29 protein-coding genes are annotated in these 25,997 nt (G+C 66.0%); 20 read left to right on the forward strand and 9 right to left on the reverse strand.

Going from position 1 to position 25,997, the window contains the following annotated elements; genetic code table 11:
* Nucleotides 1-125 precede the first annotated feature (125 nt).
* Nucleotides 126-614, reverse strand: a complete 489-nt coding sequence (locus tag ACZ6YI_RS09740; protein ID WP_465778473.1) for a GAF domain-containing protein — start codon at nt 612-614, stop codon at nt 126-128.
* Between the two features lie 76 nt (nt 615-690).
* Between ACZ6YI_RS09740 and bioD the strand changes: the two genes are divergently transcribed.
* The 3 genes from bioD to dcp all read left to right on the forward strand — a co-directional run bounded on the left by bioD (nt 691) and on the right by dcp (nt 4,128).
* On the forward strand, nt 691-1,362 hold the full coding sequence (bioD, locus tag ACZ6YI_RS09745) for a dethiobiotin synthase (RefSeq protein WP_465778474.1): 672 nt from the start codon (nt 691-693) through the stop codon (nt 1,360-1,362).
* Between the two features lie 36 nt (nt 1,363-1,398).
* Nucleotides 1,399-1,737, forward strand: coding sequence for a hypothetical protein (locus ACZ6YI_RS09750; RefSeq protein WP_440329170.1), 339 nt, complete (start codon nt 1,399-1,401; stop codon nt 1,735-1,737).
* A gap of 201 nt (nt 1,738-1,938) precedes the next feature.
* Nucleotides 1,939-4,128: a peptidyl-dipeptidase Dcp gene (dcp, locus tag ACZ6YI_RS09755; RefSeq protein ID WP_465778475.1), complete on the forward strand. Its 2,190-nt coding sequence runs from the start codon at nt 1,939-1,941 to the stop codon at nt 4,126-4,128.
* A gap of 125 nt (nt 4,129-4,253) precedes the next feature.
* Here the strand turns inward: dcp and ACZ6YI_RS09760 are convergent, their stop codons facing one another.
* From ACZ6YI_RS09760 to putA, 3 genes are all read right to left on the reverse strand, one after another.
* Nucleotides 4,254-4,745, reverse strand: coding sequence for a hypothetical protein (locus tag ACZ6YI_RS09760; RefSeq protein WP_465778476.1), 492 nt, complete (start codon nt 4,743-4,745; stop codon nt 4,254-4,256).
* Between the two features lie 208 nt (nt 4,746-4,953).
* Nucleotides 4,954-5,553: a hypothetical protein gene (locus ACZ6YI_RS09765; RefSeq protein WP_465778477.1), complete on the reverse strand. Its 600-nt coding sequence runs from the start codon at nt 5,551-5,553 to the stop codon at nt 4,954-4,956.
* Nucleotides 5,554-5,749: 196 nt separating this feature from the next.
* Entirely contained in the window at nt 5,750-8,935 is a 3,186-nt protein-coding gene (gene putA / locus ACZ6YI_RS09770; RefSeq protein WP_465778478.1) for a bifunctional proline dehydrogenase/L-glutamate gamma-semialdehyde dehydrogenase PutA, read from the reverse strand.
* Between the two features lie 144 nt (nt 8,936-9,079).
* Between putA and ACZ6YI_RS09775 the strand changes: the two genes are divergently transcribed.
* The 8 genes from ACZ6YI_RS09775 to nadS all read left to right on the forward strand — a co-directional run bounded on the left by ACZ6YI_RS09775 (nt 9,080) and on the right by nadS (nt 14,558).
* The gene (locus ACZ6YI_RS09775) at nt 9,080-9,562 is read left to right on the forward strand and encodes a DUF2244 domain-containing protein (RefSeq protein WP_440329177.1); all 483 of its coding nucleotides are present in this window, start codon (nt 9,080-9,082) and stop codon (nt 9,560-9,562) included.
* A 19-nt stretch (nt 9,563-9,581) separates the two neighbouring features.
* The gene (coxB, locus tag ACZ6YI_RS09780; protein WP_440329178.1) at nt 9,582-10,487 is read left to right on the forward strand and encodes a cytochrome c oxidase subunit II; all 906 of its coding nucleotides are present in this window, start codon (nt 9,582-9,584) and stop codon (nt 10,485-10,487) included.
* Nucleotides 10,488-10,537: 50 nt separating this feature from the next.
* On the forward strand, nt 10,538-12,151 hold the full coding sequence (ctaD, locus tag ACZ6YI_RS09785; protein ID WP_440329180.1) for a cytochrome c oxidase subunit I: 1,614 nt from the start codon (nt 10,538-10,540) through the stop codon (nt 12,149-12,151).
* A gap of 3 nt (nt 12,152-12,154) precedes the next feature.
* Nucleotides 12,155-12,280, forward strand: a complete 126-nt coding sequence (locus tag ACZ6YI_RS09790; protein ID WP_465778479.1) for a hypothetical protein — start codon at nt 12,155-12,157, stop codon at nt 12,278-12,280.
* Between the two features lie 32 nt (nt 12,281-12,312).
* Nucleotides 12,313-13,203, forward strand: a complete 891-nt coding sequence (locus ACZ6YI_RS09795) for a cytochrome c oxidase subunit 3 (RefSeq protein WP_440329184.1) — start codon at nt 12,313-12,315, stop codon at nt 13,201-13,203.
* Between the two features lie 5 nt (nt 13,204-13,208).
* Nucleotides 13,209-13,772 carry a hypothetical protein gene (locus ACZ6YI_RS09800; RefSeq protein WP_465778480.1) on the forward strand — a complete coding sequence of 188 codons (564 nt, stop codon included), beginning with the start codon at nt 13,209-13,211 and terminating at the stop codon, nt 13,770-13,772.
* Nucleotides 13,773-13,950: 178 nt separating this feature from the next.
* Entirely contained in the window at nt 13,951-14,274 is a 324-nt protein-coding gene (locus tag ACZ6YI_RS09805; RefSeq protein ID WP_465778481.1) for a type II toxin-antitoxin system RelE/ParE family toxin, read from the forward strand.
* Complete coding sequence (gene nadS, locus ACZ6YI_RS09810; protein WP_465778482.1) at nt 14,271-14,558, forward strand: NadS family protein; 288 nt, start codon at nt 14,271-14,273, stop codon at nt 14,556-14,558. Before ACZ6YI_RS09805 ends, nadS begins: the two co-directional genes overlap by 4 nt.
* 117 nt (nt 14,559-14,675) lie before the next feature.
* Here the strand turns inward: nadS and ACZ6YI_RS09815 are convergent, their stop codons facing one another.
* Nucleotides 14,676-14,912 (reverse strand): twin transmembrane helix small protein, encoded by a 237-nt coding sequence (locus ACZ6YI_RS09815; RefSeq protein WP_211352661.1) that lies wholly within the window; start codon nt 14,910-14,912, stop codon nt 14,676-14,678.
* A gap of 41 nt (nt 14,913-14,953) precedes the next feature.
* Here ACZ6YI_RS09815 and ACZ6YI_RS09820 point away from each other — a divergent pair, with 41 nt between their 5' ends.
* Genes ACZ6YI_RS09820 through cyoE form a run of 4 tightly spaced genes read left to right on the forward strand, consistent with a single transcriptional unit; the run spans nt 14,954 to nt 18,301 of the window.
* On the forward strand, nt 14,954-15,685 hold the full coding sequence (locus tag ACZ6YI_RS09820; RefSeq protein ID WP_465778483.1) for an SURF1 family protein: 732 nt from the start codon (nt 14,954-14,956) through the stop codon (nt 15,683-15,685).
* The gene (locus tag ACZ6YI_RS09825; protein ID WP_465778484.1) at nt 15,682-16,242 is read left to right on the forward strand and encodes a hypothetical protein; all 561 of its coding nucleotides are present in this window, start codon (nt 15,682-15,684) and stop codon (nt 16,240-16,242) included. The genes ACZ6YI_RS09820 and ACZ6YI_RS09825 overlap by 4 nt, the downstream gene beginning before the upstream one ends.
* Nucleotides 16,242-17,387: a COX15/CtaA family protein gene (locus ACZ6YI_RS09830; protein WP_465778485.1), complete on the forward strand. Its 1,146-nt coding sequence runs from the start codon at nt 16,242-16,244 to the stop codon at nt 17,385-17,387. Before ACZ6YI_RS09825 ends, ACZ6YI_RS09830 begins: the two co-directional genes overlap by 1 nt.
* 17 nt (nt 17,388-17,404) lie before the next feature.
* Nucleotides 17,405-18,301 (forward strand): heme o synthase, encoded by an 897-nt coding sequence (gene cyoE / locus ACZ6YI_RS09835; protein ID WP_465778551.1) that lies wholly within the window; start codon nt 17,405-17,407, stop codon nt 18,299-18,301.
* Between the two features lie 56 nt (nt 18,302-18,357).
* Here cyoE and ACZ6YI_RS09840 read toward each other — a convergent pair whose 3' ends face one another.
* Nucleotides 18,358-19,194, reverse strand: coding sequence for an alpha/beta fold hydrolase (locus ACZ6YI_RS09840; protein ID WP_465778486.1), 837 nt, complete (start codon nt 19,192-19,194; stop codon nt 18,358-18,360).
* Complete coding sequence (hemH, locus tag ACZ6YI_RS09845) at nt 19,187-20,308, reverse strand: ferrochelatase (RefSeq protein WP_465778487.1); 1,122 nt, start codon at nt 20,306-20,308, stop codon at nt 19,187-19,189. Before hemH ends, ACZ6YI_RS09840 begins: the two co-directional genes overlap by 8 nt.
* A 106-nt stretch (nt 20,309-20,414) precedes the next feature.
* Here hemH and ACZ6YI_RS09850 point away from each other — a divergent pair, with 106 nt between their 5' ends.
* The 5 genes from ACZ6YI_RS09850 (at nt 20,415) to ACZ6YI_RS09870 (ending at nt 23,212) form a co-directional block, all read left to right on the forward strand.
* The gene (locus ACZ6YI_RS09850) at nt 20,415-21,104 is read left to right on the forward strand and encodes a lipid-binding SYLF domain-containing protein (protein ID WP_465778488.1); all 690 of its coding nucleotides are present in this window, start codon (nt 20,415-20,417) and stop codon (nt 21,102-21,104) included.
* Nucleotides 21,105-21,178: 74 nt separating this feature from the next.
* Nucleotides 21,179-21,418: a Sec-independent protein translocase subunit TatA gene (tatA, locus tag ACZ6YI_RS09855; protein ID WP_440329193.1), complete on the forward strand. Its 240-nt coding sequence runs from the start codon at nt 21,179-21,181 to the stop codon at nt 21,416-21,418.
* 15 nt (nt 21,419-21,433) lie between these two features.
* The gene (tatB, locus tag ACZ6YI_RS09860; RefSeq protein WP_465778489.1) at nt 21,434-21,856 is read left to right on the forward strand and encodes a Sec-independent protein translocase protein TatB; all 423 of its coding nucleotides are present in this window, start codon (nt 21,434-21,436) and stop codon (nt 21,854-21,856) included.
* Nucleotides 21,843-22,595: a twin-arginine translocase subunit TatC gene (gene tatC, locus ACZ6YI_RS09865; RefSeq protein ID WP_465778490.1), complete on the forward strand. Its 753-nt coding sequence runs from the start codon at nt 21,843-21,845 to the stop codon at nt 22,593-22,595. Before tatB ends, tatC begins: the two co-directional genes overlap by 14 nt.
* A 5-nt stretch (nt 22,596-22,600) precedes the next feature.
* On the forward strand, nt 22,601-23,212 hold the full coding sequence (locus tag ACZ6YI_RS09870; RefSeq protein WP_465778491.1) for a hypothetical protein: 612 nt from the start codon (nt 22,601-22,603) through the stop codon (nt 23,210-23,212).
* Nucleotides 23,213-23,319: 107 nt separating this feature from the next.
* Here the strand turns inward: ACZ6YI_RS09870 and ACZ6YI_RS09875 are convergent, their stop codons facing one another.
* Nucleotides 23,320-24,666 (reverse strand): S41 family peptidase, encoded by a 1,347-nt coding sequence (locus ACZ6YI_RS09875; RefSeq protein ID WP_465778492.1) that lies wholly within the window; start codon nt 24,664-24,666, stop codon nt 23,320-23,322.
* Between the two features lie 14 nt (nt 24,667-24,680).
* Nucleotides 24,681-25,853, reverse strand: a complete 1,173-nt coding sequence (locus ACZ6YI_RS09880; RefSeq protein ID WP_440329202.1) for a murein hydrolase activator EnvC family protein — start codon at nt 25,851-25,853, stop codon at nt 24,681-24,683.
* Nucleotides 25,854-25,997: the final 144 nt, after the last annotated feature.

Here is a 25,997-nt window from a genome sequence, read left to right on the forward strand (position 1 = left end):
GCCACACCCCCCCCGCGCCCCCTTGCTCTGCCCACGGGGGGCCAGCGGGGGCGTTGTGGGAGCGCGCTGGCGCGCGATCGCGCCAACCCCCGCTCCCACAAGGGTGTCGATCCACAGGGGTTTGGTTAGCCCAGCGTCTTCATGAAGGCGGCGCAGAGCACTTCCATGCCGCGCTTGTCGTCTTCATCGAAGCGGCCGACCGACGGGCTGTCCACGTCCCACACGCCGAACAGGCTGCCATCGGCACGGAACAGGGGCACCACCACTTCCGAATTCGACGCGGCATCGCAGGCGATGTGCCCGGCGAACGCGTGCACGTCGTGGACGAGCTGGGTCTGGCCGGTCTGCGCGGCCGTGCCGCACACGCCGCGGCCAAGCGCGATACGGATGCAGGCCGGCTTGCCCTGGAACGGGCCGACGACCAGCTCATCCCCATCGAACAGGTAGAAGCCCGCCCAGTTCAGGTCGGGCAGCACGTCATACACCAGCGCGGCGAAGTTGGCGGCATTGGCGATCATGTTCGTCTCGCCATGCATGAGGCCAGCGGCCTGCTCCGCCAGCTCGGCGTAGAGGGCGGCCTTGTCGTCGGTGGCGATGGCACGGGCTTCGTACATGGCGGGTCCTGCGTTCAACGGGGAATCGAAGCCGTGTATGGTGCCACGTCCCCGCTTCCGCAAGGCCGCTTGACCCATGGCGCGACACCTTTTCGTGGCCGGTACCGATACCGGCATCGGCAAGACCCACGGCGCGCAGACGCTGGTGCATGCGTTCCGCCAGGCCGGCGAGCGGGTGGCCGGCATGAAGCCCGTGGCCAGCGGCTCGGCCCGCACCCGGGACGGCCTGCGCAACCAGGATGCCCTGGACCTGCAGGCGGCCAGCCACCCACGGCCGCCGTACGAGCTGGTCAACCCGCTGGCCCTGGAGGAGGCGGTCTCACCCCACCTGGCTGCCGCGCGCGAGGGCGTCGCGGTGGGCTGGGCACCGCTGGACGCGGCGTTTTCCAGCCTGGGGCGTGACTATGAGCGCGTGGTTGTGGAGGGCGTGGGCGGCTGGATGGTTCCGCTTTCCCCCGACATGTCGGCCGAGCAGATCCCGCAGCGATGGAATCTTCCCGTCGTGCTGGTAGTCGGCATCCGCCTTGGCTGTATCAGCCATGCGCGGCTGACGGCGCGGGCCATCGAAGCCGACGGCTGCCGGCTGGCCGGGTGGATAGCCAACCTCGTGGAGCCGGACATGCTGCTCCGCGATGAGAACGTGGACACCTTGAGGCGCCTCCTCCCCGCGCCGTGCCTGGGCGTGCTGCCCTACCGCGTCGCACCCGCCGACGCAGCGATCCTCCTCGACCTCGCGCCGCTTGGCTGACGGCCCCTTCACGGCGCCCGCCTTAAACGGATACCCATGACGACGTACTTTCTTTCGGTAAAAGACATGGCGAAGGCGAAGGGCCCGGATCCGGAGCTCTCCTTCGAAGGTATCGGCCCGGAAAAGCTGGCCGCCGACATCGCCGATGCGATGCGCAGCGACAGCCTGTTCCAGCGCTGGCGCGCCAAGCAGCCCGACCCGGACGAGGTGGACCCGAGCCTGGGCGCCACCGATCCCGGCGCCTCCGCGACGGGCGAGCTGGCCGCCGGTGACCGCCACGACGTCAAGCTCACCACCAGCCTGCCCATGCGCCTGGTCAAGCACCGCCTGAACCTGCTCATCGGCAATAGCTGGGAGCTGCGCGACACGAAGTAACCCGTGTTTTGCTAACGCCCGTGGGAGCGCGCTTGCGCGCGATGGGTGCTTGCGGGACGACCCATCGCGCGCAAGCGCGCTCCCACAGTCGATGGAGTGCGGTGCAACGCAGCATGGATGCCAGTACCTGTGGCGGTTGTCCCCGGCCTGCCGCCAGGGCTAGAGTCCCCGCTTTCGAACACGCCAGGGGTCCGCCTGTCCATGAAGGTACGCACGCTCGTGATCGCCACCTCGATCGCCCTCACCACCGCCGCCTGCTCGCAGTCGAACGACGCCGACAAGGCAGCCGCCCCGGCACCGGCCAGCACGGCCCCGGCTTCGGCGGCCACGACGGCCGCCGCCCCGGCAGCGCATGTGAATCCGCTGCTCACCGCGAGCACGCTTCCGTTCCAGGCGCCGCCGTTCGACAAGATCACCGATGCCGACTTCCAGCCGGCGATCGAAGAAGGCATGAAGCAGGAACTGGCGGAAGTCGACGCCATCGCCAACTCGGCCGATGAGCCGACCTTCGACAACACCGTCGTCGCCCTCGAGAAGACCGGCGTGCTGCTGACCCGCGCGCAGATGATCTTTGGCGCGCTCACCGGCGCGAATACCAATGACACCCTGCAGAAGGTGGAAGAGGACGAAGCGCCGAAGCTCGCCGAGCACAGCGACGCGATCTACCTCAACGACAAGCTCTTCAAGCGCATCGAGACGCTGTACAACAAGCGCGATTCGCTGAACCTCGACCCGGAATCGAAGCGCCTGCTCGAAGTGAAGTACCAGGACTTCGTGCACGCTGGCGCCAAGCTCTCCGAGGCGGACAAGACCCGCCTGAAGGAGATCAACAAGGAAGAATCCACGCTCAGCACGCAGTTCACGAACAAGCTGCTGGCGGCAACCAAGGCCGCTGCGCTGGTGGTCGACGACAAGAAGGCGCTGGATGGCCTTTCCGACGCCGATATCGCCGCCGCTGCCGATGCCGCGAAGGGCCGCGGCCTGGAAGGCAAGTACGTGTTCCCGCTGCAGAACACCACGCAGCAGCCGGAGCTGCAGCCGATGAACGACCGCGCGACGCGCGAGAAGCTGTTCAAGGCCTCGTGGGAGCGCGCCGAGCACAACGACGCCAACGATACGCGCGACACCGCCGCGCGCATCGCCCAGCTGCGCGCCGAGCGCGCCAAGCTGCTTGGCTTCAAGAACTACGCGGCGTGGAAGCTCGACGACCAGATGGCGAAGACGCCGGAAGCCGCTGAGAAGTTCATGGAACGCCTGGTCCCGGCCGCGGTCGCGCGCGCGAAGTCCGAGTCGAAGGACATCCAGGACGTGATCGACCAGGAGAAGGGTGGCTTCCAGGTGCAGGCCTGGGATTGGGACCACTACGCCGAGAAGGTGCGCAAGGCCAAGTACGATCTCGACGAAGCGCAGGTCCGCCCGTACTTCGAGCTGGATAACGTGCTGCAGAACGGCGTGTTCTACGCGGCCAACCAGCTCTACGGCATCACGTTCAAGGAGCGCAAGGATATCCCGGTGTACACGCCGGACGTCCGCGTGTTCGAAGTGTTCGACAAGGATGGCACCTCGATGGCGCTGTTCTACTGCGATTACTTCAAGCGCGACAACAAGAACGGCGGCGCCTGGATGGACAACCTGGTCGGCCAGTCGCACCTGATGGGCACCAAGCCCGTCGTGTTCAACGTGGCCAACTTCACCAAGCCCGCCGCCGGCCAGCCCGCGCTGCTGTCGTGGGACGACGTGACCACCATGTTCCACGAGTTCGGCCACGCGCTGCATGGCATGTTCTCGAACGCGAAGTACCCGTCGCTGTCGGGCGCGAACACCGCGCGTGACTTCGTCGAGTTCCCCTCGCAGTTCAACGAGCAGTGGGCGTCGGATCCCAAGGTGTTTGCGAACTTCGCCAAGAACTACAAGACCGGCGAGCCGATGCCGGCCGAGCTGGTGGCGAAGATCAAGAAGGCCTCGAGCTTCAACCAGGGCTATGCGATGAGCGAGCTCATCTCGGCCGCGTTGCTCGACATGCAGTGGCACATGCTGCCGGCCGACGCGCCGAAGCAGGATGTCGACAAGTTCGAAGCCGATGCGCTGAAGAAGGTCGGCTTTACGCTCGTGCAGGTCCCGCCGCGTTACCGCTCCAGCTACTTCCAGCACATCTGGGGTAACGGTTACGCCGCCGGCTACTACGCCTACCTGTGGACCCAGATGCTCGATTCCGATGCGTTCGAGTGGTTCAAGGAGCACGGCGGCCTGACCCGCGAGAACGGCGACATCTTCCGCGACAAGATCCTCTCGCGCGGCAACACTGTCGAGCTGGGCAAGCTGTACCGCGATTTCCGCGGCAAGGATCCGAGTATCGAGCCGATGCTCAAGGATCGTGGGTTGAAGCAGTAACCTGGAAGGGCCCCGCAAGGGGCCCTTCGTTTATCGCGGCGTGTATCGCGCGCAAGCGCGCTCCCACAAGAGCTGACACGGCCCTGTGGGAGCGCACTTGCGCGCGATTCGCGGCGTGCCCTGCCTTAGCTTAGTTGCAGTTCGGCCAGTCCAATCTGGCCAACGTCCTCGTAGACGACGAACTGGACGCCTGCGAACTCATGGGTCGAAACCAGCGTCTCATGGATCTCCGTGTCGCGGGCGATATGGATGTAGCGCTCATCCACAATGTCATCGTTGCGCGTCAACAAGATTACCCAGAGCAATACTGGCTCGGCGGTCGATGTGTTCTTTAATCGGAATGTTGCGCGCTTGTGCTGCGTCTTCGTGTAGATCGCGAAACCTTCTACCTCTCCAGGTCCCGAATTTTTCACAAGCATGTGGTCGTGCGCATCTCTCCCAATGATGGCAGCTGTACCGACAATCTCGAGGAGATCTACATCTGGCGCGCTAGGGAATGGATTCTTGTGTGGTCCGCTTTTGAAGATATGCCCGACCTTAAAATCAGTGAAGGTAATGTGCGTGGGCGCTGCGTGAGTGCCGGAAGCCTTGCCTTTGGCTTTCGTTGTGATTGCCATGTCGTTTCTCCTTGAATTGGGAGGCGCGCGTATCGGGCGATATGAGCGTGAGTTTTGCCCTGTACAACCTCTCGCCGGTAACACGCGGTACCTCTTGAATCCCTTCATCCGGAAGGGTAACGGAACGGGCACAAGCGCCACGTATTCGTGAATGCCGCCAGCCGACGGTCATGCAAAAAAGTCCAGGCATCGCGTACTCGCGATCGCCTCAGGGTTCCAGCGTGATCCGCTCAATGCAAAGCGTGCCGCCGCGCCAGACGATGCCCTGGAGCTCGTTGAGCTGCATGGCCTCGTAAGGCAGGTCGGTCCAGAAGCCCCGGTCTTCTGGCGCCCGCGCCTCGGGCTGCTTGCCGTAAGTCGCGTGCCAGGCTTCCTTGAACGTGCCGTGCGTGAGGAAGCCGACGTGCGCATCGGCGCCCAGGTTGCCGATGCCCAGCCTGCAAATTGCTTTCCCGTAGGCATGCCTGAACAGGATCAGGCAATCGTTGTGGTGGCCCTTCACCCCGGTGAGGTACGAGATCGATCCATCCCTGGAACTGCCGATGATCAGGTCGGTGCTGCCGGTGACCAGGACCAGGTCCTCGAACAATTGGTAACCATTGGCTGGCACTCGAAGGAATTTCGCCCTGGCGAAGTCGATGGTTAGGCCGTGCGGGCCAAGGCGCCGCTGGTCGATGTGGCCAAGCGCGGCATGGTGTTCGGCGATCTCGCGCACGCTCCGCTTGCGGCCTGGCTTCGGGCCTGGCGCGGCGGCCACCGACGGGGAATCGCATTTCAGGGATGCGTGAACGGTACCGGGCGACATCATGTCGCTGTCCTCCAGGCTGGATGGACGTCGGGTACCGGCCGACGCTAGGTGCGCACAGCCTCGCCCCAGCCGAGCGACCGCCGCAATATCACTTTCGTTGTAGTCCCGGGTGTCGCTCGCCCGTCAGCTAGAGCGCCCTGCACAAAGAAGCCGCGCCCTCGCGGGCGCGGCTTCTTGCGATCACCTTGCTGGCGCGTTACTCGCCGATCGTCAGCAGCGAAGCGTTACCACCCGCCGCCGTGGTGTTGATCGTGAGCGTGCGCTCACCGGCGAAGCGGAGCAGGTAGTGCGGGCCGCCGGCCTTCGGGCCGGTGCCGGAGAGGCCTTCGCCGCCGAACGGCTGCACGCCGACCACCGCACCGATCTGGTTGCGGTTGACGTAGCAGTTACCGACCTTCGCGCGCGACGAGATGTACTCGATCGTGTCGTCGATGCGGCTGTGGATGCCGAGGGTGAGGCCGAAGCCGGTGGCGTTGATCTGCTCCACGACGTTGGCAAGGTCGGAACCCTTCCAGCGGATGACGTGAAGCACGGGGCCGAAGATCTCGCGGGTCAGCGTCTGCAGCGACGGGATCTCGTAGGCGCGCGGCGCGAAGAACGTGCCGTTGGTCGTGCCTTCCGGTAGCGCCACTTCGCCAATCTTCTTCGCTTCGCGATCCATGCGGGCCGCATGGTCGACGAGGATCTGGCGCGCGTCTTCATCGATCACCGGGCCCACGTCGGTCGAGAGCAGGCCGGGGTCGCCGACCTTCAGCTCGGCCATGGCGCCGGCGAGCATGCCGATCACCTTGTCGGCGATGTCTTCCTGCACGAACAGGATGCGCGCGGCCGAGCAACGCTGGCCGGCCGACTGGAACGCCGAGTTGATCACGTCCTTCACGATCTGCTCGGGCAGTGCCGAGGAGTCGGCGATCATCGCGTTCTGGCCGCCGGTCTCGGCGATCAGCGCGGCGATCGGCGCATTGCGGGCGGCGAGGGCGCGGTTGATCGCCCAGGCCGTGTCGGTGGAGCCGGTGAAGGCCACGCCGGCGACGCGCGGGTCGCGGGTGAGCGCGGCGCCGACGGTGGCGCCGTCGCCCGGCAGGAACTGCAGCACGTCGGTCGGCACGCCGGCGGCGTGGAGCAGCTTCACGGCGGCGTAGCCGATCAGCGCGGTCTGTTCGGCCGGCTTGGCGATCACGGCGTTACCGGCGGCGAGCGCCGCGGCGACCTGGCCGAGGAAGATGGCCAGCGGGAAGTTCCACGGGCTGATGCAGACGAACACGCCGCGGCCGTTGAGGAACAGCTGGTTGCTCTCGCCGGTGGGACCCGGGAGCTGTTCCGGCTGGCCGAACAGGCGGCGCGCCATCGTGGCGTAGTAGCGCAGGAAGTCGGCGGCCTCACGGATTTCCGCGATCGCGTCCGGGAGGCTCTTGCCGGCTTCGCGCACGCACATGGCGATGAACTCGGCGCGGTTGTGCTCGAGCTGCTCGGCGGCATGCTCGAGGATCGCGGCGCGGCTGGCGGCCGGCAGGCGGTCCCAGCCCGGCTGGGCGGCCACGCCGGCGCGCAGCGCCTGGTCCACGAGGCCTTCCGGGGCGTTCTCGACCGTGCCGATGATGCGGCGGCGATCCGACGGGTCGGTCACTTCGACCTTGCTGCCACCGGTGGCGCCACCGGCGACGAGCGGCGCGGCCGTCCACGGGCCGGAGTGGCGGTTGACGGCGTCGGCGAGCTCGTTGAGCTCGTTGTCGTTAGCGAAGTTCATGCCCATGGAGTTCTTCCGGAGTTCGCCGTACAGATTGACCGGCAGGGGAATGCGGGGGTGCGGAATGGAGGTGAAGGCGCGGACGATTTCGCAAGGATCTGCGACCAGGTCGCGCACGGGGACGCTCTCGTCCACCACGCGGTTGACGAAGCTGGTGTTGGCGCCGTTCTCGAGCAGGCGGCGGACCAGGTAGGGCAGCAGGTCCTCGTGCGTGCCGACCGGCGCGTAGACGCGGCAGGGCACGTTGAGCTTGTCCTTGCCGATCACTTCCGCGTACAGGTCGGCGCCCATGCCGTGCAGGCGCTGGTTCTCGTACGGGCGGCCCTTGGCGATATGGTTGATCGCCGCGATGGTGTGCGCGTTGTGCGTGGCGAACTGCGGGTAGACCAGGTCGCTGCCGGCGTTGAACAGGCGGTGGGCGCAGGCGAGGTAGCTGACATCCGTGTTCGGCTTGCGCGTATACACCGGGTAGCCGCTGAGGCCGTTTTCCTGCGAACGCTTGATCTCGGCATCCCAGTAGGCGCCCTTGACCAGGCGCACGAACCAGCGGCGGCCGGTCGCGCGGGCCTTCTCGACCACCCAGTCGATGACGAACGGCGCGCGCTTCTGGTACGCCTGGATGACGATACCGAGGCCGTTCCAGCCCTCGAGCGAGGGGTGGGCGAAGACATCGCCGATGATGTCGAGCGAGAGCTCGAGGCGATCGGTCTCTTCGGCGTCCACCGACAGGGCGATGCCGTTCTTGTAGGCCAGCTGCGAGAGTTCGAGCAGCTTGGCGCCCAGCTCGGCACGGGCACGGGCCCGGTTGCCGATTTCATAGCGCGGGTGCAGCGCGGAGAGCTTCACCGAGATCGACGGCGCTTCCACGTTGCTCTTGAACGGGCCGCGGCTGCCGAGCGCGTTGATCGCGTCGCGGTAATCCTGCTGGTAACGCTCGGCCGTGGCCTGGGTGAGCGCCGATTCGCCGAGCATGTCGTACGAATAGCGGTACACCGCGTGGTCCTTCTCCTCGGCGCGGTCCAGGGCCTCCTTGATCGTGCGTCCCATCACGAACTGGTGGCCCATGATCCGCATGGCCTGGCGCACGGCGAGGCGCACCACCGGCTCGCCCGCGCGGCCGACGAGGCGGCGCAGGGCGGAGGTGAAGTCGTGGCGGGTTTCTTCCGCCAGGTTCACGAGGTGGCCGGTGAGCATCAGGCCCCAGGTGGAGGCGTTGACGAACACGGATTCACTCTGGCCCAGGTGCTTCTTCCAGTCGGCATCGCCCAGCTTGTCGCGGATGAGCTTGTCGGCCGTGGCCTTGTCGGGGATGCGCAGCAGGGCTTCCGCCACGCACATGAGCAGCACGCCTTCCTCGGAGGAGAGGTCGTACTGGCGCATGAAGGATTCGACGGCGCTCTGGTCCTTGGCGCGGGCGCGCACACGGGTGACCAGGCCGGCGGCCACGTCGATGACGTGCTCGCGCTCGGTCGGCGGCAGCGTGGCCTGGACGAGGAGGTCGTTGACGGCCTCGGTTTCGTCGCGCAGCCAGGCGGCGGTAATGCGCGCACGCGCCGGCTCGGCACCGGTGGGGAGTTCGGGACTGAGGATGGACGGATTCACGATTGGGCTGTGGGGACGGGGAAGACCGCCCATTGTAGGGGAGGCCGCGAGTTCGTGCGTGGTGCGCCGCGACAGCCGGGTGTCGCGGGGCCGCCTGCGACAATCCGCCGCCCTGCAACCTTGCCGCTTTCGGACCCGCGCCCTATCATCCGGCTGTTCCAGGCACGCCGGATTCCCATGTTCGTGCTTCGACCGACCGTCGCGGGTCACCCGCGCGTGGTGTGGCTTAGGCCTAACCGCGCACTGGACAAGCGCGGCCTGCGTCGGCTGATCATCGGGCTTTCGGCGTTGGCCCTGGCGACCGCGGCGCTCGGCGCGTGGCAGGGGAATGTGTTCGCACCCCTCTTCGCGCTGATCGAGGCGTTCGTCGTGGGGTTCGCGCTCGGCGCGGCCTGGCGGGCTGGCGACAGGGGTGAACGCATTGCCATCGGCCCGGACACACTGGAAGTGCGGCACCTCCCGGGTCGACGGGTGAGCCAATTCCAGACATATTGGGTACGCATCGGGTTGGCGCCGGGGGAACGACGCCAGCGGCTCTTGATCACATCGCACGGCAACGAGCTCGAAATCGGCGCCTTCCTTGGGGAAGAGGAAAGGGCCGAGGTGTCAAGGAAACTCATGGTGCTTCTGTCCGAGGTCCTGGATCAGTCGCGCAGGTAGGTTCAACAAAGGTGCAAACATGACATCTGGCGGCATCGGACGACGATTGGCTTCGGCGTGGACGGCAGGCGTGGTACTAGCCCTTTCGGGCGGGGCGGCAATGGCCAACCCGGAGCCGGATCAGCTCAACATGACCAAGGGCGCCGCGGAGTGGTCTCCGTATGGCATGCACATGGTGGCGCTGTGGGTCTGCGTCGTCATCGGCATCGTGGTGTTTGGCGCCATGTTCGTGGCGATGTTCCGCTTCCGTAAGTCGCGCGGCGCCGTCGCGGAGAAGTGGACGCACAGCACGAAGCTCGAGATCGTCTGGACCGTCATCCCGGTCATCATCCTGATTTTCCTGGCCAAGCTCGCCACGGGCGGCCTCACCACGTTCGCCGACACCACCGGCTCGGAAATGACCATCAAGGTCACCGGCTACCAGTGGAAGTGGCGCTACGACTACGTGGAATACAAGGGCAAGCCGGTCGACCGCGTGGGCTTCATGTCCAAGCTGGAAGAGAGCTCCGACCGCACCCGCCAGCTCAAGTCCAACCTGGACCCCGAGAAGATCCAGGTCGACGGCTACAAGACCTACCTGCTCGACGTCGACAAGCCGCTTGTCGTACCGGTGGGCACGAAGATCCGTTTCATCATCGTTGGCGGCGACGTCATCCACTCCTGGTGGGTGCCGGCGCTCGGCTGGAAGATGGATGCCATCCCGGGCATCGCCAACTCGGCCTGGACGAACCTCAAGGAACCGGGCGTGTACCGCGGCCAGTGCGCCGAGCTATGCGGCCAGGACCATGGCTTCATGCCGATCGTGGTGAAGGCCGTGCCCAAGGCCGAGTTCGAGCAGTGGCTTGCCACCCAGGTCGACGCGGCGAAGGTGGAACAGGCCGCGCAGACCGCCCAGGCAGCACCCGCCACGGCCCCCCAGGGCTAATTCCCACACCGTCTTAGTCCGTTTTCGTCTTAGGTAGAGGTGCAAGGCCCATGGCGCACGATGCCACCCACGACCATCACGACCACCATCACGCACCGCAGGGGTTCTTCCAGCGCTGGGTGATGTCCACGAACCACAAGGACATCGGCACGCTTTACCTGGTGTTCGCCCTGCTGATGTTCTTCATCGGCGGCGCGTTCGCCATGGTGATCCGCGCGGAGCTGTTCAAGCCGGGCATGCAGCTCGTGCAGCCGTATTTCTTCAATGAAATGACGACGATGCACGCGCTGGTCATGATCTTCGGCGCCATCATGCCCTCGTTCGTGGGCCTGGCGAACTGGATGATCCCGCTCATGGTCGGCGCGCCGGACATGGCGCTGCCGCGCATGAACAACCTGTCGTTCTGGATCATGCCGTTCGCGTTCCTGCTGCTGCTCAGCACGCTGTTCATGCCGGGTGGCGGCCCCGCCGGTGGCTGGACGATGTATCCGCCGCTGTCGCTGCAGGGCGAATCCATCGCCTACGTGGTGTTCGCGGTGCATCTGATGGGTATCAGCTCGATCATGGGCGCGATCAACATCATCGCCACGATCCTCAACATGCGCGCGCCGGGCATGGACCTGCTGAAGATGCCGGTGTTCGTGTGGAGCTGGCTGATCACGGCGTTCCTGCTGATCGCGGTGATGCCGGTGCTGGCGGGCGCGGTGACCATGCTGCTCACCGACAAGTACTTCCACACCAACTTCTTCAATGCCGCCGGCGGCGGTGACCCGGTCCTCTACCAGCACATCTTCTGGTTCTTCGGGCACCCCGAGGTGTACATCATGATCCTGCCGGCGTTCGGGATCATCTCGGAGATCATCCCCACCTTCGCCCGCAAGCCGATCTTCGGCTACAAGGCCATGGTGTTCGCCATCGCGTCCATCGCCTTCCTCTCGTTCATCGTCTGGGCCCACCACATGTTCGCCGTGGGCCTGCCGATGGGGGCCGAGATCTTCTTCATGTACGCCACCATGCTCATCGCGGTGCCGACGGGCGTGAAGGTGTTCAACTGGGTGAGCACGATGTGGGGCGGCTCGATGACGTTCGAGACGCCGATGCTGTTCTCCATCGCGTTCGTCATCCTGTTCACCATCGGCGGCTTCTCCGGCCTGATGCTGGCGCTGGCCCCGGCCGACTTCCAGTACCACGATACGTACTTCGTGGTGGCCCACTTCCACTACGTGCTGGTGACCGGCGCCGCGTTCTCGATCATGGCCGCCGCGTATTACTGGCTGCCGAAGTGGTCGGGCCACATGTACAGCGAGACCTGGGGCAAGATCCATTTCTGGTCGAGCGTCATCTCGGTCAACGTGCTGTTCTTCCCGCAGCACTTCCTGGGTCTGGCCGGCATGCCGCGCCGCATCCCCGACTACAACGTGGCCTTCGCCAACTTCAACATGATCAGCTCGATCGGCGGCTTCTGGTTCGGCGCCTCGCAGCTGATCTTCCTGGGCGTGATCGTGCACTGCGTGTGGTTCTCGAAGAAGAAGGCCGCGGACCGCTCGTGGGAAGGCGCGAAGGGCCTGGAGTGGACGGTGCCGTCGCCGGCCCCACACCACACCTTCGACGTGCCGCCGGTCATCCATGATGACGAGCTGGCGCACGGCAACACGGACCACTGATCGATGAATGCCATGGTCGACAACGAACTGGATGAACGCCGCAAGCGCGCCCGCCGCACCGCCTGGATCGCGGGTTGCGTGGCGCTTGCGATCTTCGTTGTGTCGATCGTGCAGATGTTGAAGCTGTAACGGCCATAGAGCGACTTCCACGGGAAACCAGCATGGGTCACCAGCAACAAGACGCTTATTTCGTACCGAGCAAGAGCCAGTGGCCGATCGTGGCTGCCGTGTCGATGTTCGTTACCGTGTTCGGTGCGGCGCACTGGCTTAACGCCGAGCCTGGCGAGTCCGGGTTCGGCAAGACGGTGTTCTATGTCGGCGTGGTGATGATCCTCGGCATGTTCTTCGGCTGGTTCCGCTCGGTCATCAACGAGTCGATGGCCGGCAGCTACAACGGCCAGGTGGACCGCTCGTTCCGCATGGGCATGATGTGGTTCATCTTCTCCGAGGTGATGTTCTTCGGCGCGTTCTTCGGCGCGCTGTTCTACGCCCGCATCTTCTCCATCCCCTGGCTGGGCGGTGAGGGCCATGGCGTGCTCACCCACCAGTTCGTGTGGGATGGCTACAACGCCGCCTGGGGTGCCTCGGGCGGCGGCGGTCCGGACAAGATCGGTGGTTCATTCCACACGATCGCGGCATGGGGGCTGCCCCTGCTGAATACGCTGATCCTGCTTTCGTCGGGCGTGACCATCACCATCGCGCACCATGCGCTGAAGGCCGGCCACCGCAAGGCGCTGCTGATCGGCCTGGGCTTCACCGTGCTGCTGGGTGCGACGTTCCTGTTCTGCCAGGCCCACGAGTACGCCGAGGCCTACGAGCACTTCAACCTCACCCTGGGCAGCGGTGTCTACGGCGCCACGTTCTTCATGCTCACGGGCTTCCACGGCATGCACGTGACCCTGGGCACGATCATGCTGGCGATCATCTGGGTGCGTTGCGCCAAGGGCCACTTCACGAAGGATGACCACTTCGGCTTCGAAGCCGTGGCGTGGTACTGGCACTTCGTCGACGTGGTGTGGCTGGCGTTGTTCCTGTTCGTTTACGTGCTTTGAGCCTGATGAAACCCGCCGGAAGGCGGGTTTCTTTTATGCGTCTCTTCATACCTATCCTTGCCGCGGCCTTCGCGTTCACCGCCATGGCGGAAGCGCCTGCGCCAGCCGCGCTTGATGCCGCGGTCGCCGAGTTGCGTGCGGTGCGGGGCGAAGGCGTCGCACGCGAGTGCGCGGGCGGTCTGCGAAACAGTGCGGACGATCTGGCCACTTTCGTGGGAAGGGACCAACTACTGGATGCTTCCGTTGGCGTGGGTTTCTCGTCCACGTACGTAACGACGATCCATCGTGATGCCAGGGGTGCATCGTTGCGGTTCAATGACGGTGAACGGGTACTCGTGAAAGCGCTGACGCCGCGGGATGACGCGCGGATTCGAGCCGCGCTGGCCGCGGTGGTTGCTGGCGAGCGTCGGGTATTCCGTGAGGGCATAGCGGATGGATCGTGCCGCCTGTTTGCCGCCGGCGCCCGGTTTCGGCTGGTGCGCACGGGCGAAGACACCTTGATGGACCATGATGTCGACGCCATCGAGCGATACGACCACCTGCTGCACCAGCTGATGCCCGGTCGCTAGAGCTGGACAGTTCCTACGTGCGCTGGCGAGCGTGGGCGACTGTGAGACGCATGGCGAATCGAGGAGCCTTTTCCTGACGGTGCCGCATGCACCGATGTATGGGAAAAGCGATGAAACACGCAACCACATCGAGGGGTGCGCCATTGACATATGTACGTCAATGGCGCACTATCCGGTCATGATCTTCGTCGAGACGCCGCCGTTTACGCGGCGGGTCCGCGAACTTCTCTGCGACGATCAGTACACGCGGTTACAGCATGCACTCGCCGCATTTCCTGAAGCAGGCGATCTCATCGAAGGCACCGGTGGGCTCCGCAAGGTCCGGTTTGCCGCGAGCGGGCGCGGTAAACGCGGCGGCGTTCGGGTCATCTACTACCACTTCGCGCAGCAGGCACGTATCGCCATGCTGCTGATCTACGCGAAGAACGAGCGTGACGATCTCACGCACGATCAACGCGCAACGTTGCGAAAAATCGTCGAACACTGGAACCAGCCACCATGACTTCTTTCTTCGATGAACTGCTCGAAAGCGTCCAGCAGATGGACGAGATGCACCGCGGGAAGCGCGCGCCTTCCCGCGAGTTCCACGTCGATCCCGCGACGATCAGGGCCATTCGGGAATCCACCGGCTTGTCGCAGCCGAACTTCGCCAAGGTGCTCGATGTCGATGTCGGGACCTTGCGCAACTGGGAGCAGGGGCGGCGTGAACCGACCGGGCCGGCCAGGGCATTGTTGCGGGCTATCCGGAACGACCCGCAGCATGTGATGGCTGCGCTGGTCGGGTAAGGGGGGCATCGCGCGCGAGCGCGCTCCCACAGGGGGCGGGGCGGTGGTGGAGCGCAGGGGTGTGGGGCCGATTGCCGCAGATTGCCGCACTGCGCCTTGGTGGGCGGTGGGGGCGGGTTAGAATTGGCCCACGTCGTGCGGGTGTAGCCACCCCATGAAGATGCCCAGGGCCACCATGGCGATGAGCAGCAGGGAGAGGCCGATTCGCCGGGTCAACGCCCAGACGGTGCGTTTGCTCTGGCCTTTGTCGGTCATCATGAAGAACAGCGCCTGGCCCAGGTTGAACAGCACCACCAGGAGCAGGACCACCAGCGCGTATTTGTAGATGGTTTCCACGTGACCGTTCCGCTTCATTGCGACAATCCGAGTATAGCGGTGGGTACGCGGGGCTTTGCATGAGCTTCCTGCGCCGCCCGACGTGGTTCGCTGTCGCACTGACTGTCGCCGGGGTGCTGGTTTTTACGCGTCTGGGTGTCTGGCAGCTGGACAGGGCGGCCGAGAAGGACGAGCTCCTGCGGCGCTACGCCGCAGCCGCCGAAGCGCCGGTCGAGGACTTCCCCGGCGTGGCTGCGGCACCCCCGGCGGATCGTTATCCGCGGATAGCCCTTTCTGGCGCCTACTTGCCGGGCCATCGCTACGTGCTGGATGACCAGACGCGGGCGGGCCAGGCAGGCGTGCATGTCTATGTGCCGTTCCTTCCGGATGGCGATAACCACGCGGTCCTGGTCGACCTGGGCTTCCTGCCGCGCGAGGCCGGGGCCCAGCCACGGTTGCCGCCGGTGCCCGAGGCGCACACCACCGTGCGCGGCCTTTACGTGCCGCCGCCCGGCGTCGGCGTGCGCCTGGGTGGCGACCGCTTGCCGGAGCAGAAGGGAGCCGACAAATCCGTGGTCTACATCGACCTGGGTGAGATCGCCGCCGACCTGCACCACTCGCTGTATCCTCGCGTGCTGCTGCTCGACGCGGATCCTGCCACGATCTATGCGCGTGACTGGACCCCGGCGGTGATGCCACCGGCCCGGCACCGTGCGTATGCGTTCCAGTGGTTCACCTTCGCTGCCGCCGCGGTGGTGATCTTCATCCTTCTCCACCGCAAGCGGCGCCGCCCGCAGAACGGAAACCCATGACCGAACCGAAAGCCCCCACCGTCCGCTCGGGACGCCTGAAGCTGGTGATGATCATGCTGGTGTTCCTGGCGCCCATCGTGGCGGCAGGCATTCTCACGCTGACCGGCTGGCAGCCGACGGGCAAGGGCAATGGCCAGCCCATCGTGCCGCAGCGCAGTTTCGAGGGCGTGCGTGTCGATGTGGGCGGCAAGCCCTGGGCATGGCGCGACAGCGAGCCGCGACTGACCCTGGTGGTGTTGCCCGGGCCGGCTTGCGCGGTTGAGTGCGTGAAAACCCTCGGCCTCGTGCGGAATGCGCGCATCGTGCTCAACCGCAACGCCGATCGCCTGCGCCTTCTTTATATCGGCGCCGCGCCCACGGGCTCCGACGGGCAGGCCGTCATGGCCGATTACGTGACCGGTACCGAGCCGGCCGATACGTTTGCGCCTTTCCGTCCGCACACCCCCGACAGCGTCGCGGTGGTGCTGGTCGAATCGAATGCCACCGCCCTTGCGTGGTACCCGGCGGGCTTCGACCCGAACGGGCTGCGCAAGGATCTGCAGAAGGTGATCCGCTGATGTCTCCCCGCGCCGTGAAAGCCCTGCGCACCCTGGCCCTGCTGGCCGCACTGTTCGCTTTCTGCGTGGTGATGTTCGGCGCGTTCGTGCGTCTTTCCAATGCGGGCCTTTCCTGCCCGGACTGGCCGACCTGCTACGGCAAGGTCACCTGGCCAGGCCACGCGCATGACATCGCGCAGGCGAACGAGGCGTTCCCCGATCGTCCCTACGAGGACAGCAAGGCCTGGCGCGAGCAGGTGCATCGCTTCCTGGCGGGTAGCCTGGGCGTAATGGTGCTCGCCATCGCGCTGATCGCAGCATGGCGGCGGAAGACCGCAGTGGTCGCTGTCATTGCCGCCTCGGTGTTCGCCGCGGTCGGCGTCGTCCTGTACATGCGTGGCGCCTATGCGGTGTCGTCGGTCCTCTCCGCGCTGGCGATTGCCTTGCCGCTCATCGCCGCCGCGCGGCTCGATCGGCCGGGCGCGTGGCGCGTCGGCATCGCCGCGCTCGCCGTGATCATCTTCCAGGCCATGCTCGGCATGTGGACCGTCACGCTGCTGGTGAAGCCGATCGTCGTGACGGCCCACCTGCTGGGCGGTCTTGCCACCTTCGCATTGCTGGCCTGGGCCGCGCTGCGCTGGTGGGGCGTCGGTGCGCGTGATGAGCGCTTCGCCGCGCTGCGCGTGCCGGTCACGGTCGGCATCGTCGTGCTGGTGTGCCAGATCACGCTGGGTGGCTGGACGAGCACCAACTACGCGGCGCTCGCCTGCGGCACGGATTTCCCCAAGTGCCTCGGGCAGTGGTGGCCGGCGACCGACTTCCATGAAGCCTTCATCCTGTGGCGCGGCATTGGCGTGAACTACGAAGGTGGCGTACTCGACATGGCCGCCCGTAGCGCCATCCAGATGGCCCACCGCATCGGCGCCGGCATCACCTTCATCTACCTCGCGTGGCTGTCGCACAAGCTCGCCCGCGCGGGCCTGCGCAAGGTCGGCATCGCCGTGGCCGTGGTGCTGGTCACCCAGGTGCTGCTCGGCATCGGCAATGTGCACCTGGGCCTGCCGCTGCCCATGGCGACGGCGCACAATGGCGTGGCCGCGCTGCTCCTCTTCACCCTGCTCGCGGCACTGGCCAGCACGCAACGCCTGCCGTCGGAGACCCCGTGACCAAGTTCAAGCAATACATGGAACTGACCAAGCCGCGCGTCGTCGCGCTGCTGGTGTTCTGCGCGGTCATTGGCATGTTCCTCGCCGTCGATTCAGAGGGTAACCGCGTGCTGCCGACCTGGCAGTCCGGCATCTTCGGCACGCTGGGCATCTGGCTGGCGTCGGCGTCGGCCGCCGCGTTCAACCATCTGATCGATCAGCGCATTGACAAGGTGATGGCGCGCACGTCGCACCGACCGCTCGCTACCGGCGAGCTCACGCCCATGAAGGTGTTCGTGTTCGCCATGACGCTCGGCATCCTCTCGATGCTGGTGCTCGTGTTCCTGGTGAACATGCTCACGGCGGTGCTCACCTTCTTCTCGCTGATCGGTTACGCGGTGATCTACACGGCGTACCTGAAGCGCGCCACGCCGCAGAACATCGTCATCGGCGGTCTCGCCGGTGCGGCGCCACCGGTGCTTGGGTGGACGGCGGTTACTGGCTCGCTGCACCCCTATGCACTGCAGCTGCTGCTCATCATCTTCGTCTGGACCCCGCCGCATTTCTGGGCGCTGGCGATCTTCCGCGTGGACGACTACTCGCGCGCCCAGGTGCCGATGCTGCCGGTGACGCACGGCGTGAAGTTCACCCGTTGGCACATCTTCTTCTACACGGTGCTGCTGTTCCTGGTGACGCTGCTGCCGTTCCTCACCGGCATGAACGGCCTGATCTACCTGTTCGGCGCCGTGGTGCTGGGCATCGGCTTCCTCTGGTATGCGGTGCGGCTGTTCACGTCGACCGACGACTTCTTCCCGATGAAAATGTTCAACTACTCCATCATCTACCTGATGGTGTTGTTCGCCTTCCTGCTGGCGGACCACTGGCTGGTGGAGCCGGTGGTGCACCTGCCGGTGAGGTTCGATCCGATCGTGTAACTGTGGGAGCGCGCTTGCGCGCGATCGCGCGCAAGCGCGCTCCCACAAGAGTCAAGTCAGAAAGCCGCATGCAGCCAGTCAGCGACGGCGTCCGGGTGTTCCAGGTGCAGATGGTGCCCGCCATCCATGTGGGTGACGCGGATGTTGTCGACGCAATCGATGCGTACTTGGAGCGCTTCCGGCTCGAGGTAGGGCGGGTGGGGGCGCGCGAGCAGAAGGGACGTCGGTGCCGCCAGGCCCAGCAGCAATGCCATCACCTGCGTTTCCGCGAGCCGCACCGCGGTCGGGCGTGAGAGCCGTGCATCGCTGCACCAGCTATAGCCGCCTTCCACGGCATTGAGGCCTCGCTCGACGATGTAGCGTCCGAGTTCGGGTGCCAGGCCGCTGGCCAATGCGCGTGCCTCCGCGGCGGATTCGATCGTGGGGAACACTCGCAGCGGGCGGTTACCCGTGGTCTTGAGCGCCATCGCTTCGCGGAAGCGATCGAGCGTGCGGGAACCATCGTCGCCGAGCGGTCCAAGGCCTTCGATGAGCGCGAGGGCGCGCACGCGCTCCGGCGCAGCGACCGCCAGCATCGTCGCCACGCCTGCACCCAGCGAATGCCCGAGCAGGTGGAAGCGGGGCAGGGCGAGCGCATCCGCTGCGGCGAGGACGGCGCGCACGTAGTCCACATGCTGGTAGATCGTGGATTCCGGCAGGTGGTCTGAGTGGCCGTGGCCCGGCAGGTCCAGTGCGATCACGTGGAAGCGGTCGGCGAGTTTCGGTGCGAGCAGGGCGAAGCTCGCGGCGTTATCGAGCCAGCCGTGCACCAGCAGGAGCGGCGGCGCGTCAGGCTCGCCCCAAGCCAGCCCGCCCAGCTCGAGGCCGGGGATCGAAACCTTCAGCTCACGCACCGGCGCCAGCCTTTCGCGCGCGTTCGCGGGCGGCGGCGAGCTTTACCGCCTCGGCGGCGGCATCGTAGGCGGGGTCTAATTCCGGCCAGCCCTGGGTGTGCTTCAGTACGAGATCGGCGAGGGCGGCCACGTGGTCGGGCGCGCTGTTGAGGCACGGGATGTAGGTCAACGTCTCGCCGCCTGCTTCGCGGAAGAAGTCCGCGTTCTGCATGGCGATCTCTTCCAGCGTCTCGAGGCAATCGACGGCGAAGCCCGGGCTGATCACGTCGATCCGCTTGATGCCCTTCGCGCCAAGGGCTTTCACCATCTCGTCGGTGTACGGGTGCAGCCAGCGCTCGCGGCCCACGCGGGACTGGAAGCTGAAGAGTGCCTCGTCCTCGGACAGGCCGAGCGCCTCGCGCAGCAGGCGCGCGGTGGCGTGGCACTGGCAGTAATACGGATCGCCGGCGCGGGTGTAACGCTCCGGAATCCCATGGAAGCTCATGAGCAGCTTCTCGCCGCGGCCGTGCGCGTCCCAATGGGCCCGCACGCTGGCCGCCAGGGCGGCGATGTAAGCGGGGTTATCGTGGTAGTCGTTGATCTGGCGCAGTTCGGGCGGCCAGCGCAGGCCTTTCACCGTATCGGCCACGGCATCGAAGACGCTGCCGGTGCTGGTGCCGGAATATTGGGGATAAAGCGGCAGCACCAGCAGCCGACGCACGCCGTCGCGTTGCAGCTTCGCGATCGTGTCGGCCACCGACGGCTTGCCGTAGCGCATGGCGAGCGCCACCGTCACCGGGCCGGGCCGGCGCCGGGCCAGTTCCGCGCCAAGCGAGGCGGCCAGTGCTTCACTGCCGACCCGCAGCGGGGAACCCTCGGCCGTCCAGATCCGCTCGTACGCATGGGCCGAGCGCTTTGGGCGAATCCTCAGGATCACCCCGTGCAGGATCAGCTTCCAGAGGAGTCGCGGGTACTCGATGACGCGCGGATCGCCAAGGAACTCGGCGAGGTAAGGCCGCACGGCGGCGGCCGTGGGCGCCTCAGGTGTACCAAGGTTAACCAGCAACACCGCCGCCTTCGCCGGAAGGTCGTGGGAATGCTCGTTCAGGCCGGTATAGTTCGGGGTACCTGGCATTGGATTCGGTGTTCGCGGGGACCCATGCAGTCTGCCATACGCTGGCGTCTGCCTCCCGCAACACATTGTCACGGATCCTGCCTAAAGCGTTCAAAAGGAGCCACCGATGACCTCACGCCTTTCCCTGCTTGCCCTTGGCCTTGCCGCATTGCTGCCTTCCATGGCTGCCCAGGCCGCCGATCCCCCGCGCAAGCAGGCCAGCGAGGCGGTCCGCGTGCTCGACGAGATGATGAACGACGCACCGGACAAATCGATCCCGGCCGACCTGCTCAAGAACGCCTGCGCCGTGGCGATCATCCCCGGCATGGTGAAGGGCGGTTTCGTCTTCTCGGGTGCCAAGGGCGAGGGCGTGATCGCCGAGCGCCGTGACTGCACGGGCGAATGGTCCAACCCGAACTTCATCTCCACCGCCGCCGCGGGCGTGGGCTTCCAGGCCGGCATCCAGTCGACCGACGTGATCCTCGTGTTCCGTACCCACAAGGGCGTCGACCAGATCATCGATGGCCAGTTCACCATGGGCGCCAGCGCCTCCGCGGCCGCCGGCCCGGTCGGCCGCTCGGCCATGGCCGCCACCAACGGCAAGATGAACGCCGAGATCTACACCTACTCCCGTTCCAAGGGCCTTTTTGCAGGCATCTCCCTCGATGGTTCGCGCATCAGCATCGATGACGACTCCAACGAGGAGATCTACGGCAAGGGCATCACGGCCCGCCGGATCTTTGAAGGAGGTGTGACGAACGTTCCAAGCGAGGTGGTGGCGTTCCGGGATAAACTTGAGGAGTACACTCAGAAGTGAGTCCCCTCCCGGGCGGCGTCCTTTAGGGCCCGCCCCCGTCCCAACGGTGCCCCAGGGGGTGCCCCGAGGTTCCCATGAGCATTACCCATATCGTCCTCCTGCTGCTCGTCGTCGTGCTGATCTTTGGCACGAAGAAGCTGCGTAACATCGGCTCTGACCTGGGCGGCGCCATGCGCGACTTCAAGAAGGGCATGGATGGCGGCGACGAGGAAGAGCAGCGCCGCCGCGAAGCCGAGAAGCTGCGTGCCGACAGCACCGTCTCCCAGGAAAACGTCCGGCGCGACAGCACCGAGACCCACGACCGCAACCCGTAAGCGGCGTTCCGCGCCATGATCGAGATCAGCTTCGGCAAATTGCTGCTGCTCGCCCTGGTGGCGCTCATCGTGCTCGGTCCCGAGCGCCTTCCGCACGCTGCCCGCACCGCGGGCGCGTTGCTGCGCCGGGTGCGCAACGGCTGGGATAGCGTGAAGTCCGAGGTGGAGCGCGAAATCCAGGCCGAGGAAATCAAGCGCACCCTGCGCGAGACGGCCGAGAGCGCCCGTACGGCGCAGGAAGACGTGCAGAAGAACTTCCGTGACGCCGGCACCGATGTCACGGGCGCCTTCCGGGATACGGAAGCGCAGGTGCGCGATGCCTACACCGAAGCCCAGTCCGCGCATGCGGGCCGGCGCGAGCCCGACCCGGAGCGCGACATGCTCCCGTTGAACCAGGGCGACGAGCCCGGCCGGAACGAACCGCATGACCGCACGTGATCCATCGGCCGAAGACGAGCTGGAAGAAGGCCTCTTTTCCCACCTGATCGAACTGCGCAGCCGCCTGATGCGGGCGATCGTGGTCCTCCTGGTGGTGCTCCTGGCCCTGGTGCCGATGGCCAACCACCTGTACGCCGAGCTGGCCAAACCGCTGGTCGAGAAGATGCCCAACGGCGCGCACCTCATCGCCACCGAGGTCGCCAGCCCGTTCGTCACCCCGCTCAAGCTGGCCTTTTACGTCGCGCTGTTCATCAGCATGCCGATGATCCTGTACCAGCTGTGGTCGTTCGTAAGCCCCGGACTGTACAAGCATGAGAAGCGCCTGGCCCGGCCGCTGCTGGTGGCCTCGCTGGTGCTGTTCTACGCGGGCTGTGCGTTCGCGTATTTCGTCGTGATGCCGGCGGCGTTCAAGTTCCTCAACGCGGTCACGCCCGAGGGCGTGGCCATGATGACGGACATCACGCACTACCTCGATTTCGTCACCCTGATGTTCTTCGCGTTCGGCCTCTGTTTCGAGGTGCCGGTGGCAGTGGTGATCCTGGCCGCGATCGGGGTGGTCGATGCGGAGAAGCTGAGCAAGGGCCGTGGCTACGCCATCGTCGGTGCTTTCGCCATCGCCGCCTTCATCACCCCGCCTGACCTGCTTTCCATGGTCATGCTGGCTGTGCCAATGTGCCTGCTCTACGAACTGGGCCTGCTTGCCGTACGTTTCCTGCTGAAGGCCCCCGAACGGGAGTAAGCGCGATGGCCGGGACCCGCGGCTGGCTGGCGGTCAAGGGAAAGGATGGCGCGGCGGTGCTCGCCGAGCTTGACCTTGTCCGTACCGGTGAGTCGGCCCCGCATGCCCAACGGGGGATGGCGATTGGCCTCCCGAATGGCTGGTTCATCGTTATCACCCGCTTCGGCTCGCCGTTGCTCACCGAGGATTCGCTCCTGCCCCTGTCACAGGGCTGCAAGGTGATCGGCGTGCAGTGGAGCGAGAACGACGTCAGCGTGGCCACCGCCTATGAAAACGGCAAGCCGGCCTGGCATGTCGAACACAACGCCGAGAGCGAGGTTCGCGTGCTGGTCACCAGCGGCGAACTGCCGCCGCCGTTCGACATCCTGCATGCGCGGTTCGAGGCCGAGCAGGATGAGGCGGACGCAGCCGGTGAGGATGTCGATTGTTTCCACGCGTTGCCGGTGGAGCTGGCCGAGACCGTCACGGGGTTCGAGTATGAGCTCGGTGCGGGCGCTTACGGCGTGCCTGCCTTTGAGGGCTGGAAGATCGGGCAGGAAGCGATTCCGCGGGCGGCATCGCGTCGGTTGAGGCGGCGGATGGCGCGGTCGGCGCGGCCCTGGTGGAAGTTCTGGTGAATGCCATCGCGCGCAAGCGCGCTCCCACAAAAGGCCGCCGGTACCGTTTGCGCTAGCCAGCCCTGTGGGAGCGCGCTTGCGCGCGATCCCTACAGGGCGGTGATGCCTCAACGGCGGTTGAGCTCGAGGCCCTTCAACACATTCAACGCCTGCGACAGCGCGTAATCCTCGATCGCCAGCTTCCCGTCGTCATCGTTGGCCGCGGGGGCCTCGGACGATGCCTTTTCATTGGCGAGGTGGTTCGGCAGGTCGGCTTCCGAGCCGATCAGCGACGGCGCGGTGTCGCTCTTGTTCACGGCGAGATCGGCCAAGGCGATGTCCGGCTTGATGCCCTCGGCCTGGATCGACGTGCCGTTCGGCGTGTAATAACGCGCGGTGGTGATCTTCACCGCGCTGTCCTGGTCCAGCGGGAGCACGGTCTGCACCACGCCCTTGCCGAAGGTGCGCCGGCCCATGATCAGGGCGCGGTGGTTGTCCTTGAGCGCGCCGGAGACGATCTCGGCGGCGGATGCGGTGCCGTTGTCGGCCAGGATCACGATCGGTGCGCCGTTGAGCATGTCGCCCGGGTGCGCATCGAAATGCAGGTTGGCGTCGGCCAGCCGGCCCTTGGTGGTGACGATCGTGCCCGAGTCGAGGAACGCATCGGCTACGCCGACCGCCGTGGTCAGCAGGCCGCCCGGGTTGGAACGCAGGTCGAGCACCGCGCCGCGCGGCGCGCCGTTCTTCTTGATGTAGTCGCCGAGCTTCTTCTCCAGGTCCGTCGCCGTGTCTTCCTGGAACTGGCTCAGGCGGATGTAGACGAAGCCCGGATCGAGCTGGCGCACCTTCACGGAGGTGACGTTGATCCGCTCGCGGGTGAGCGGCATGTCGATCGGCTTGTCGGATTTCTCGTGCAGGATGGTGAGCACGACCTTCGAGCCCGGGTCGCCGCGCAGCTTCTTGAACGCGTCGTCGATGTTCTGCTGGTCCACGACCATGCCATCCACCTTGAGGATGGTGTCGCCCGGCTTGATGCCCGCGCGCGAGGCCGGCGTGTCGTCGATCGGCGAGACGATCTTCAGCAGGCCATCGACCTGCAGTACCTCGATGCCCAGGCCGCCGTACTGGCCGGTGGTGTCTTCATCGAGCTCGTCCAGGCCTTCCTTGTCCAGGTACTCGCTGTGCGGATCCAGGTTCTGCAGCATGCCGCTGATGGCGGCCTTCATGATGGTCTTGTTGTCGAGCTTCTCGACGTAGGCCTGCTGGATGATGTGGTAGACCCGCGTGAAGTTGCGGATGTCATCCAGGTCGACGCTGTCATCGGCCTTCGCAGCGACCGCGGCCGCCGCGCTGCTCGACGCTGCCGGGGCATCGGGCTGCTTCACCGGCACCTTCTTCTGCTGGGCCTGGGCCGGGAGCGCCAGCGCGCTGGCCAGGGCCAGGGCAAGGGCGAGGCGAAGGGGGTGCTGGCGCATGCCGTTCTCCGTGGTCAATGCTTTTTCGCTAGCCAGCCACGCGCATCGATGGGCTTGCCACCCTGGCGCAGCTCGAAATAGGCGCCGTTGTCGCCGGCCGGCGCCGCGGCGGTGCCGACGGCTTCGCCGGCCTCCACCATGTCGCCCACGCCGTGCAGCAGCGTTTCGTTGTTGCCGTACATGCTCATGAAGCCGTTGCCGTGGTTCACGATGATCATCATGCCGTAGCCGCGCAGGAAGTTGGCGAACACGACGCGGCCGCGCGCGACGGCCTTCACCTCGCTGCCCCGCGGCGCGACGATGATGACGCCGTTGCCGAAGGCGTGGACCGGGCCGTTGGCTGGCCAGGGGAGGTTGCCGCGCAGGTTGCCCAGCGCCGGACCCGCCGGCACGCCCTTCGGCGCCGGTGCCGGTTCGGCCGCCTTCGCGGCGTCGTCGATCACCTTCTGCAGCTTCGCCACCAGGGCGTTCATGTCCTGCTCGTTTTGTTTCAGGGCGGCCATGCGCTGGCCCTGGTCCTTGTATTTCGCCTCGGCCTCGGCCGCCAGCTTCTGCTGGTCGGCGCGCTGCCGTTCCAGGTCGCCCGCGCGCTTCTCGCGTTCGGCCCGCGTGGCCGCCAGCTTGTCCTGCTCGGCGGTGATCGCGGTTTCGACATCCTGCAGGCGGGAAAGATCCGCGAGCAGGCCCTTGATCCGCTCGACGCGGTTCTCCTGGAAGTAACGCGAGTAGGCGAGGGCGCGCGAGATCCGGTTGATGTCCTCGTCGCCCAGCAGGAGCTGGAGGTCGGAACCCCGGCCAAGGGTATAGGTGGCGCGGAGCAGGTCGCCGAGGGCGCCCTTGTGCTTCGCCAGTTCGGCCTGCATGCCATCGCGCTGCTGGTTCAGCTGGTCCAGGTCGTGCTGGCGCTGGGCGAGCTCCGTGTCCGTCTCGCGGACCGCCTTCGCGGCGGACGAGACCTCTTCGGCCTTCTTCGCCAGGCTGGCGTTGGCGCTGTCACGGGCGTTGGCCGTGTCGCGCTGGTCCTTCGTCAGCGACTCGATCTGCTGGCGCACCCCCTGGAGCTTCTGCCGGGCCTCGTCCTGCTCGGCCCGGGCCTTCCCGTCCTGCGCGGCATGGGCCGTGAAGGTGGGGGTGAGACTGGCGGCGAGGGCAAGGCAGAGGGCGGGCAGGCGGAGGTTTGGGCGCATCGGCCGATTATGACCTATCCGGCGGGGTGGGCGTGCCGTGGATGCGTGAGACGTAAGGTTTTCGTTCGGACGTCCAAACGCTTTGACGCAGCGCCGCAAATGTGTGTACCTTCGGAGCCATGCCCTTCGCGTGCATGTGATGGT

The sequence above is a fragment of the Luteibacter sp. NPDC104163 genome (genome assembly GCF_055584245.1).

What these genes read in the sequence shown, in the direction of transcription:
- ACZ6YI_RS09740 (WP_465778473.1), bottom strand. Translation starts at nt 614, where the DNA reads ATGTACGAAGCCCGTGCCATCGCCACCGACGACAAGGCCGCCCTCTAC.
- bioD (WP_465778474.1), top strand. Translation starts at nt 691, where the DNA reads ATGGCGCGACACCTTTTCGTGGCCGGTACCGATACCGGCATCGGCAAG.
- ACZ6YI_RS09750 (WP_440329170.1), top strand. Translation starts at nt 1,399, where the DNA reads ATGACGACGTACTTTCTTTCGGTAAAAGACATGGCGAAGGCGAAGGGC.
- dcp (WP_465778475.1), top strand. Translation starts at nt 1,939, where the DNA reads ATGAAGGTACGCACGCTCGTGATCGCCACCTCGATCGCCCTCACCACC.
- ACZ6YI_RS09760 (WP_465778476.1), bottom strand. Translation starts at nt 4,745, where the DNA reads ATGGCAATCACAACGAAAGCCAAAGGCAAGGCTTCCGGCACTCACGCA.
- ACZ6YI_RS09765 (WP_465778477.1), bottom strand. Translation starts at nt 5,553, where the DNA reads ATGATGTCGCCCGGTACCGTTCACGCATCCCTGAAATGCGATTCCCCG.
- putA (WP_465778478.1), bottom strand. Translation starts at nt 8,935, where the DNA reads ATGGGCGGTCTTCCCCGTCCCCACAGCCCAATCGTGAATCCGTCCATC.
- ACZ6YI_RS09775 (WP_440329177.1), top strand. Translation starts at nt 9,080, where the DNA reads ATGTTCGTGCTTCGACCGACCGTCGCGGGTCACCCGCGCGTGGTGTGG.
- coxB (WP_440329178.1), top strand. Translation starts at nt 9,582, where the DNA reads ATGACATCTGGCGGCATCGGACGACGATTGGCTTCGGCGTGGACGGCA.
- ctaD (WP_440329180.1), top strand. Translation starts at nt 10,538, where the DNA reads ATGGCGCACGATGCCACCCACGACCATCACGACCACCATCACGCACCG.
- ACZ6YI_RS09790 (WP_465778479.1), top strand. Translation starts at nt 12,155, where the DNA reads ATGAATGCCATGGTCGACAACGAACTGGATGAACGCCGCAAGCGCGCC.
- ACZ6YI_RS09795 (WP_440329184.1), top strand. Translation starts at nt 12,313, where the DNA reads ATGGGTCACCAGCAACAAGACGCTTATTTCGTACCGAGCAAGAGCCAG.
- ACZ6YI_RS09800 (WP_465778480.1), top strand. Translation starts at nt 13,209, where the DNA reads ATGAAACCCGCCGGAAGGCGGGTTTCTTTTATGCGTCTCTTCATACCT.
- ACZ6YI_RS09805 (WP_465778481.1), top strand. Translation starts at nt 13,951, where the DNA reads ATGATCTTCGTCGAGACGCCGCCGTTTACGCGGCGGGTCCGCGAACTT.
- nadS (WP_465778482.1), top strand. Translation starts at nt 14,271, where the DNA reads ATGACTTCTTTCTTCGATGAACTGCTCGAAAGCGTCCAGCAGATGGAC.
- ACZ6YI_RS09815 (WP_211352661.1), bottom strand. Translation starts at nt 14,912, where the DNA reads ATGAAGCGGAACGGTCACGTGGAAACCATCTACAAATACGCGCTGGTG.
- ACZ6YI_RS09820 (WP_465778483.1), top strand. Translation starts at nt 14,954, where the DNA reads ATGAGCTTCCTGCGCCGCCCGACGTGGTTCGCTGTCGCACTGACTGTC.
- ACZ6YI_RS09825 (WP_465778484.1), top strand. Translation starts at nt 15,682, where the DNA reads ATGACCGAACCGAAAGCCCCCACCGTCCGCTCGGGACGCCTGAAGCTG.
- ACZ6YI_RS09830 (WP_465778485.1), top strand. Translation starts at nt 16,242, where the DNA reads ATGTCTCCCCGCGCCGTGAAAGCCCTGCGCACCCTGGCCCTGCTGGCC.
- cyoE (WP_465778551.1), top strand. Translation starts at nt 17,405, where the DNA reads ATGGAACTGACCAAGCCGCGCGTCGTCGCGCTGCTGGTGTTCTGCGCG.
- hemH (WP_465778487.1), bottom strand. Translation starts at nt 20,308, where the DNA reads ATGCCAGGTACCCCGAACTATACCGGCCTGAACGAGCATTCCCACGAC.
- ACZ6YI_RS09850 (WP_465778488.1), top strand. Translation starts at nt 20,415, where the DNA reads ATGACCTCACGCCTTTCCCTGCTTGCCCTTGGCCTTGCCGCATTGCTG.
- tatA (WP_440329193.1), top strand. Translation starts at nt 21,179, where the DNA reads ATGAGCATTACCCATATCGTCCTCCTGCTGCTCGTCGTCGTGCTGATC.
- tatB (WP_465778489.1), top strand. Translation starts at nt 21,434, where the DNA reads ATGATCGAGATCAGCTTCGGCAAATTGCTGCTGCTCGCCCTGGTGGCG.
- tatC (WP_465778490.1), top strand. Translation starts at nt 21,843, where the DNA reads ATGACCGCACGTGATCCATCGGCCGAAGACGAGCTGGAAGAAGGCCTC.
- ACZ6YI_RS09870 (WP_465778491.1), top strand. Translation starts at nt 22,601, where the DNA reads ATGGCCGGGACCCGCGGCTGGCTGGCGGTCAAGGGAAAGGATGGCGCG.
- ACZ6YI_RS09875 (WP_465778492.1), bottom strand. Translation starts at nt 24,666, where the DNA reads ATGCGCCAGCACCCCCTTCGCCTCGCCCTTGCCCTGGCCCTGGCCAGC.
- ACZ6YI_RS09880 (WP_440329202.1), bottom strand. Translation starts at nt 25,853, where the DNA reads ATGCGCCCAAACCTCCGCCTGCCCGCCCTCTGCCTTGCCCTCGCCGCC.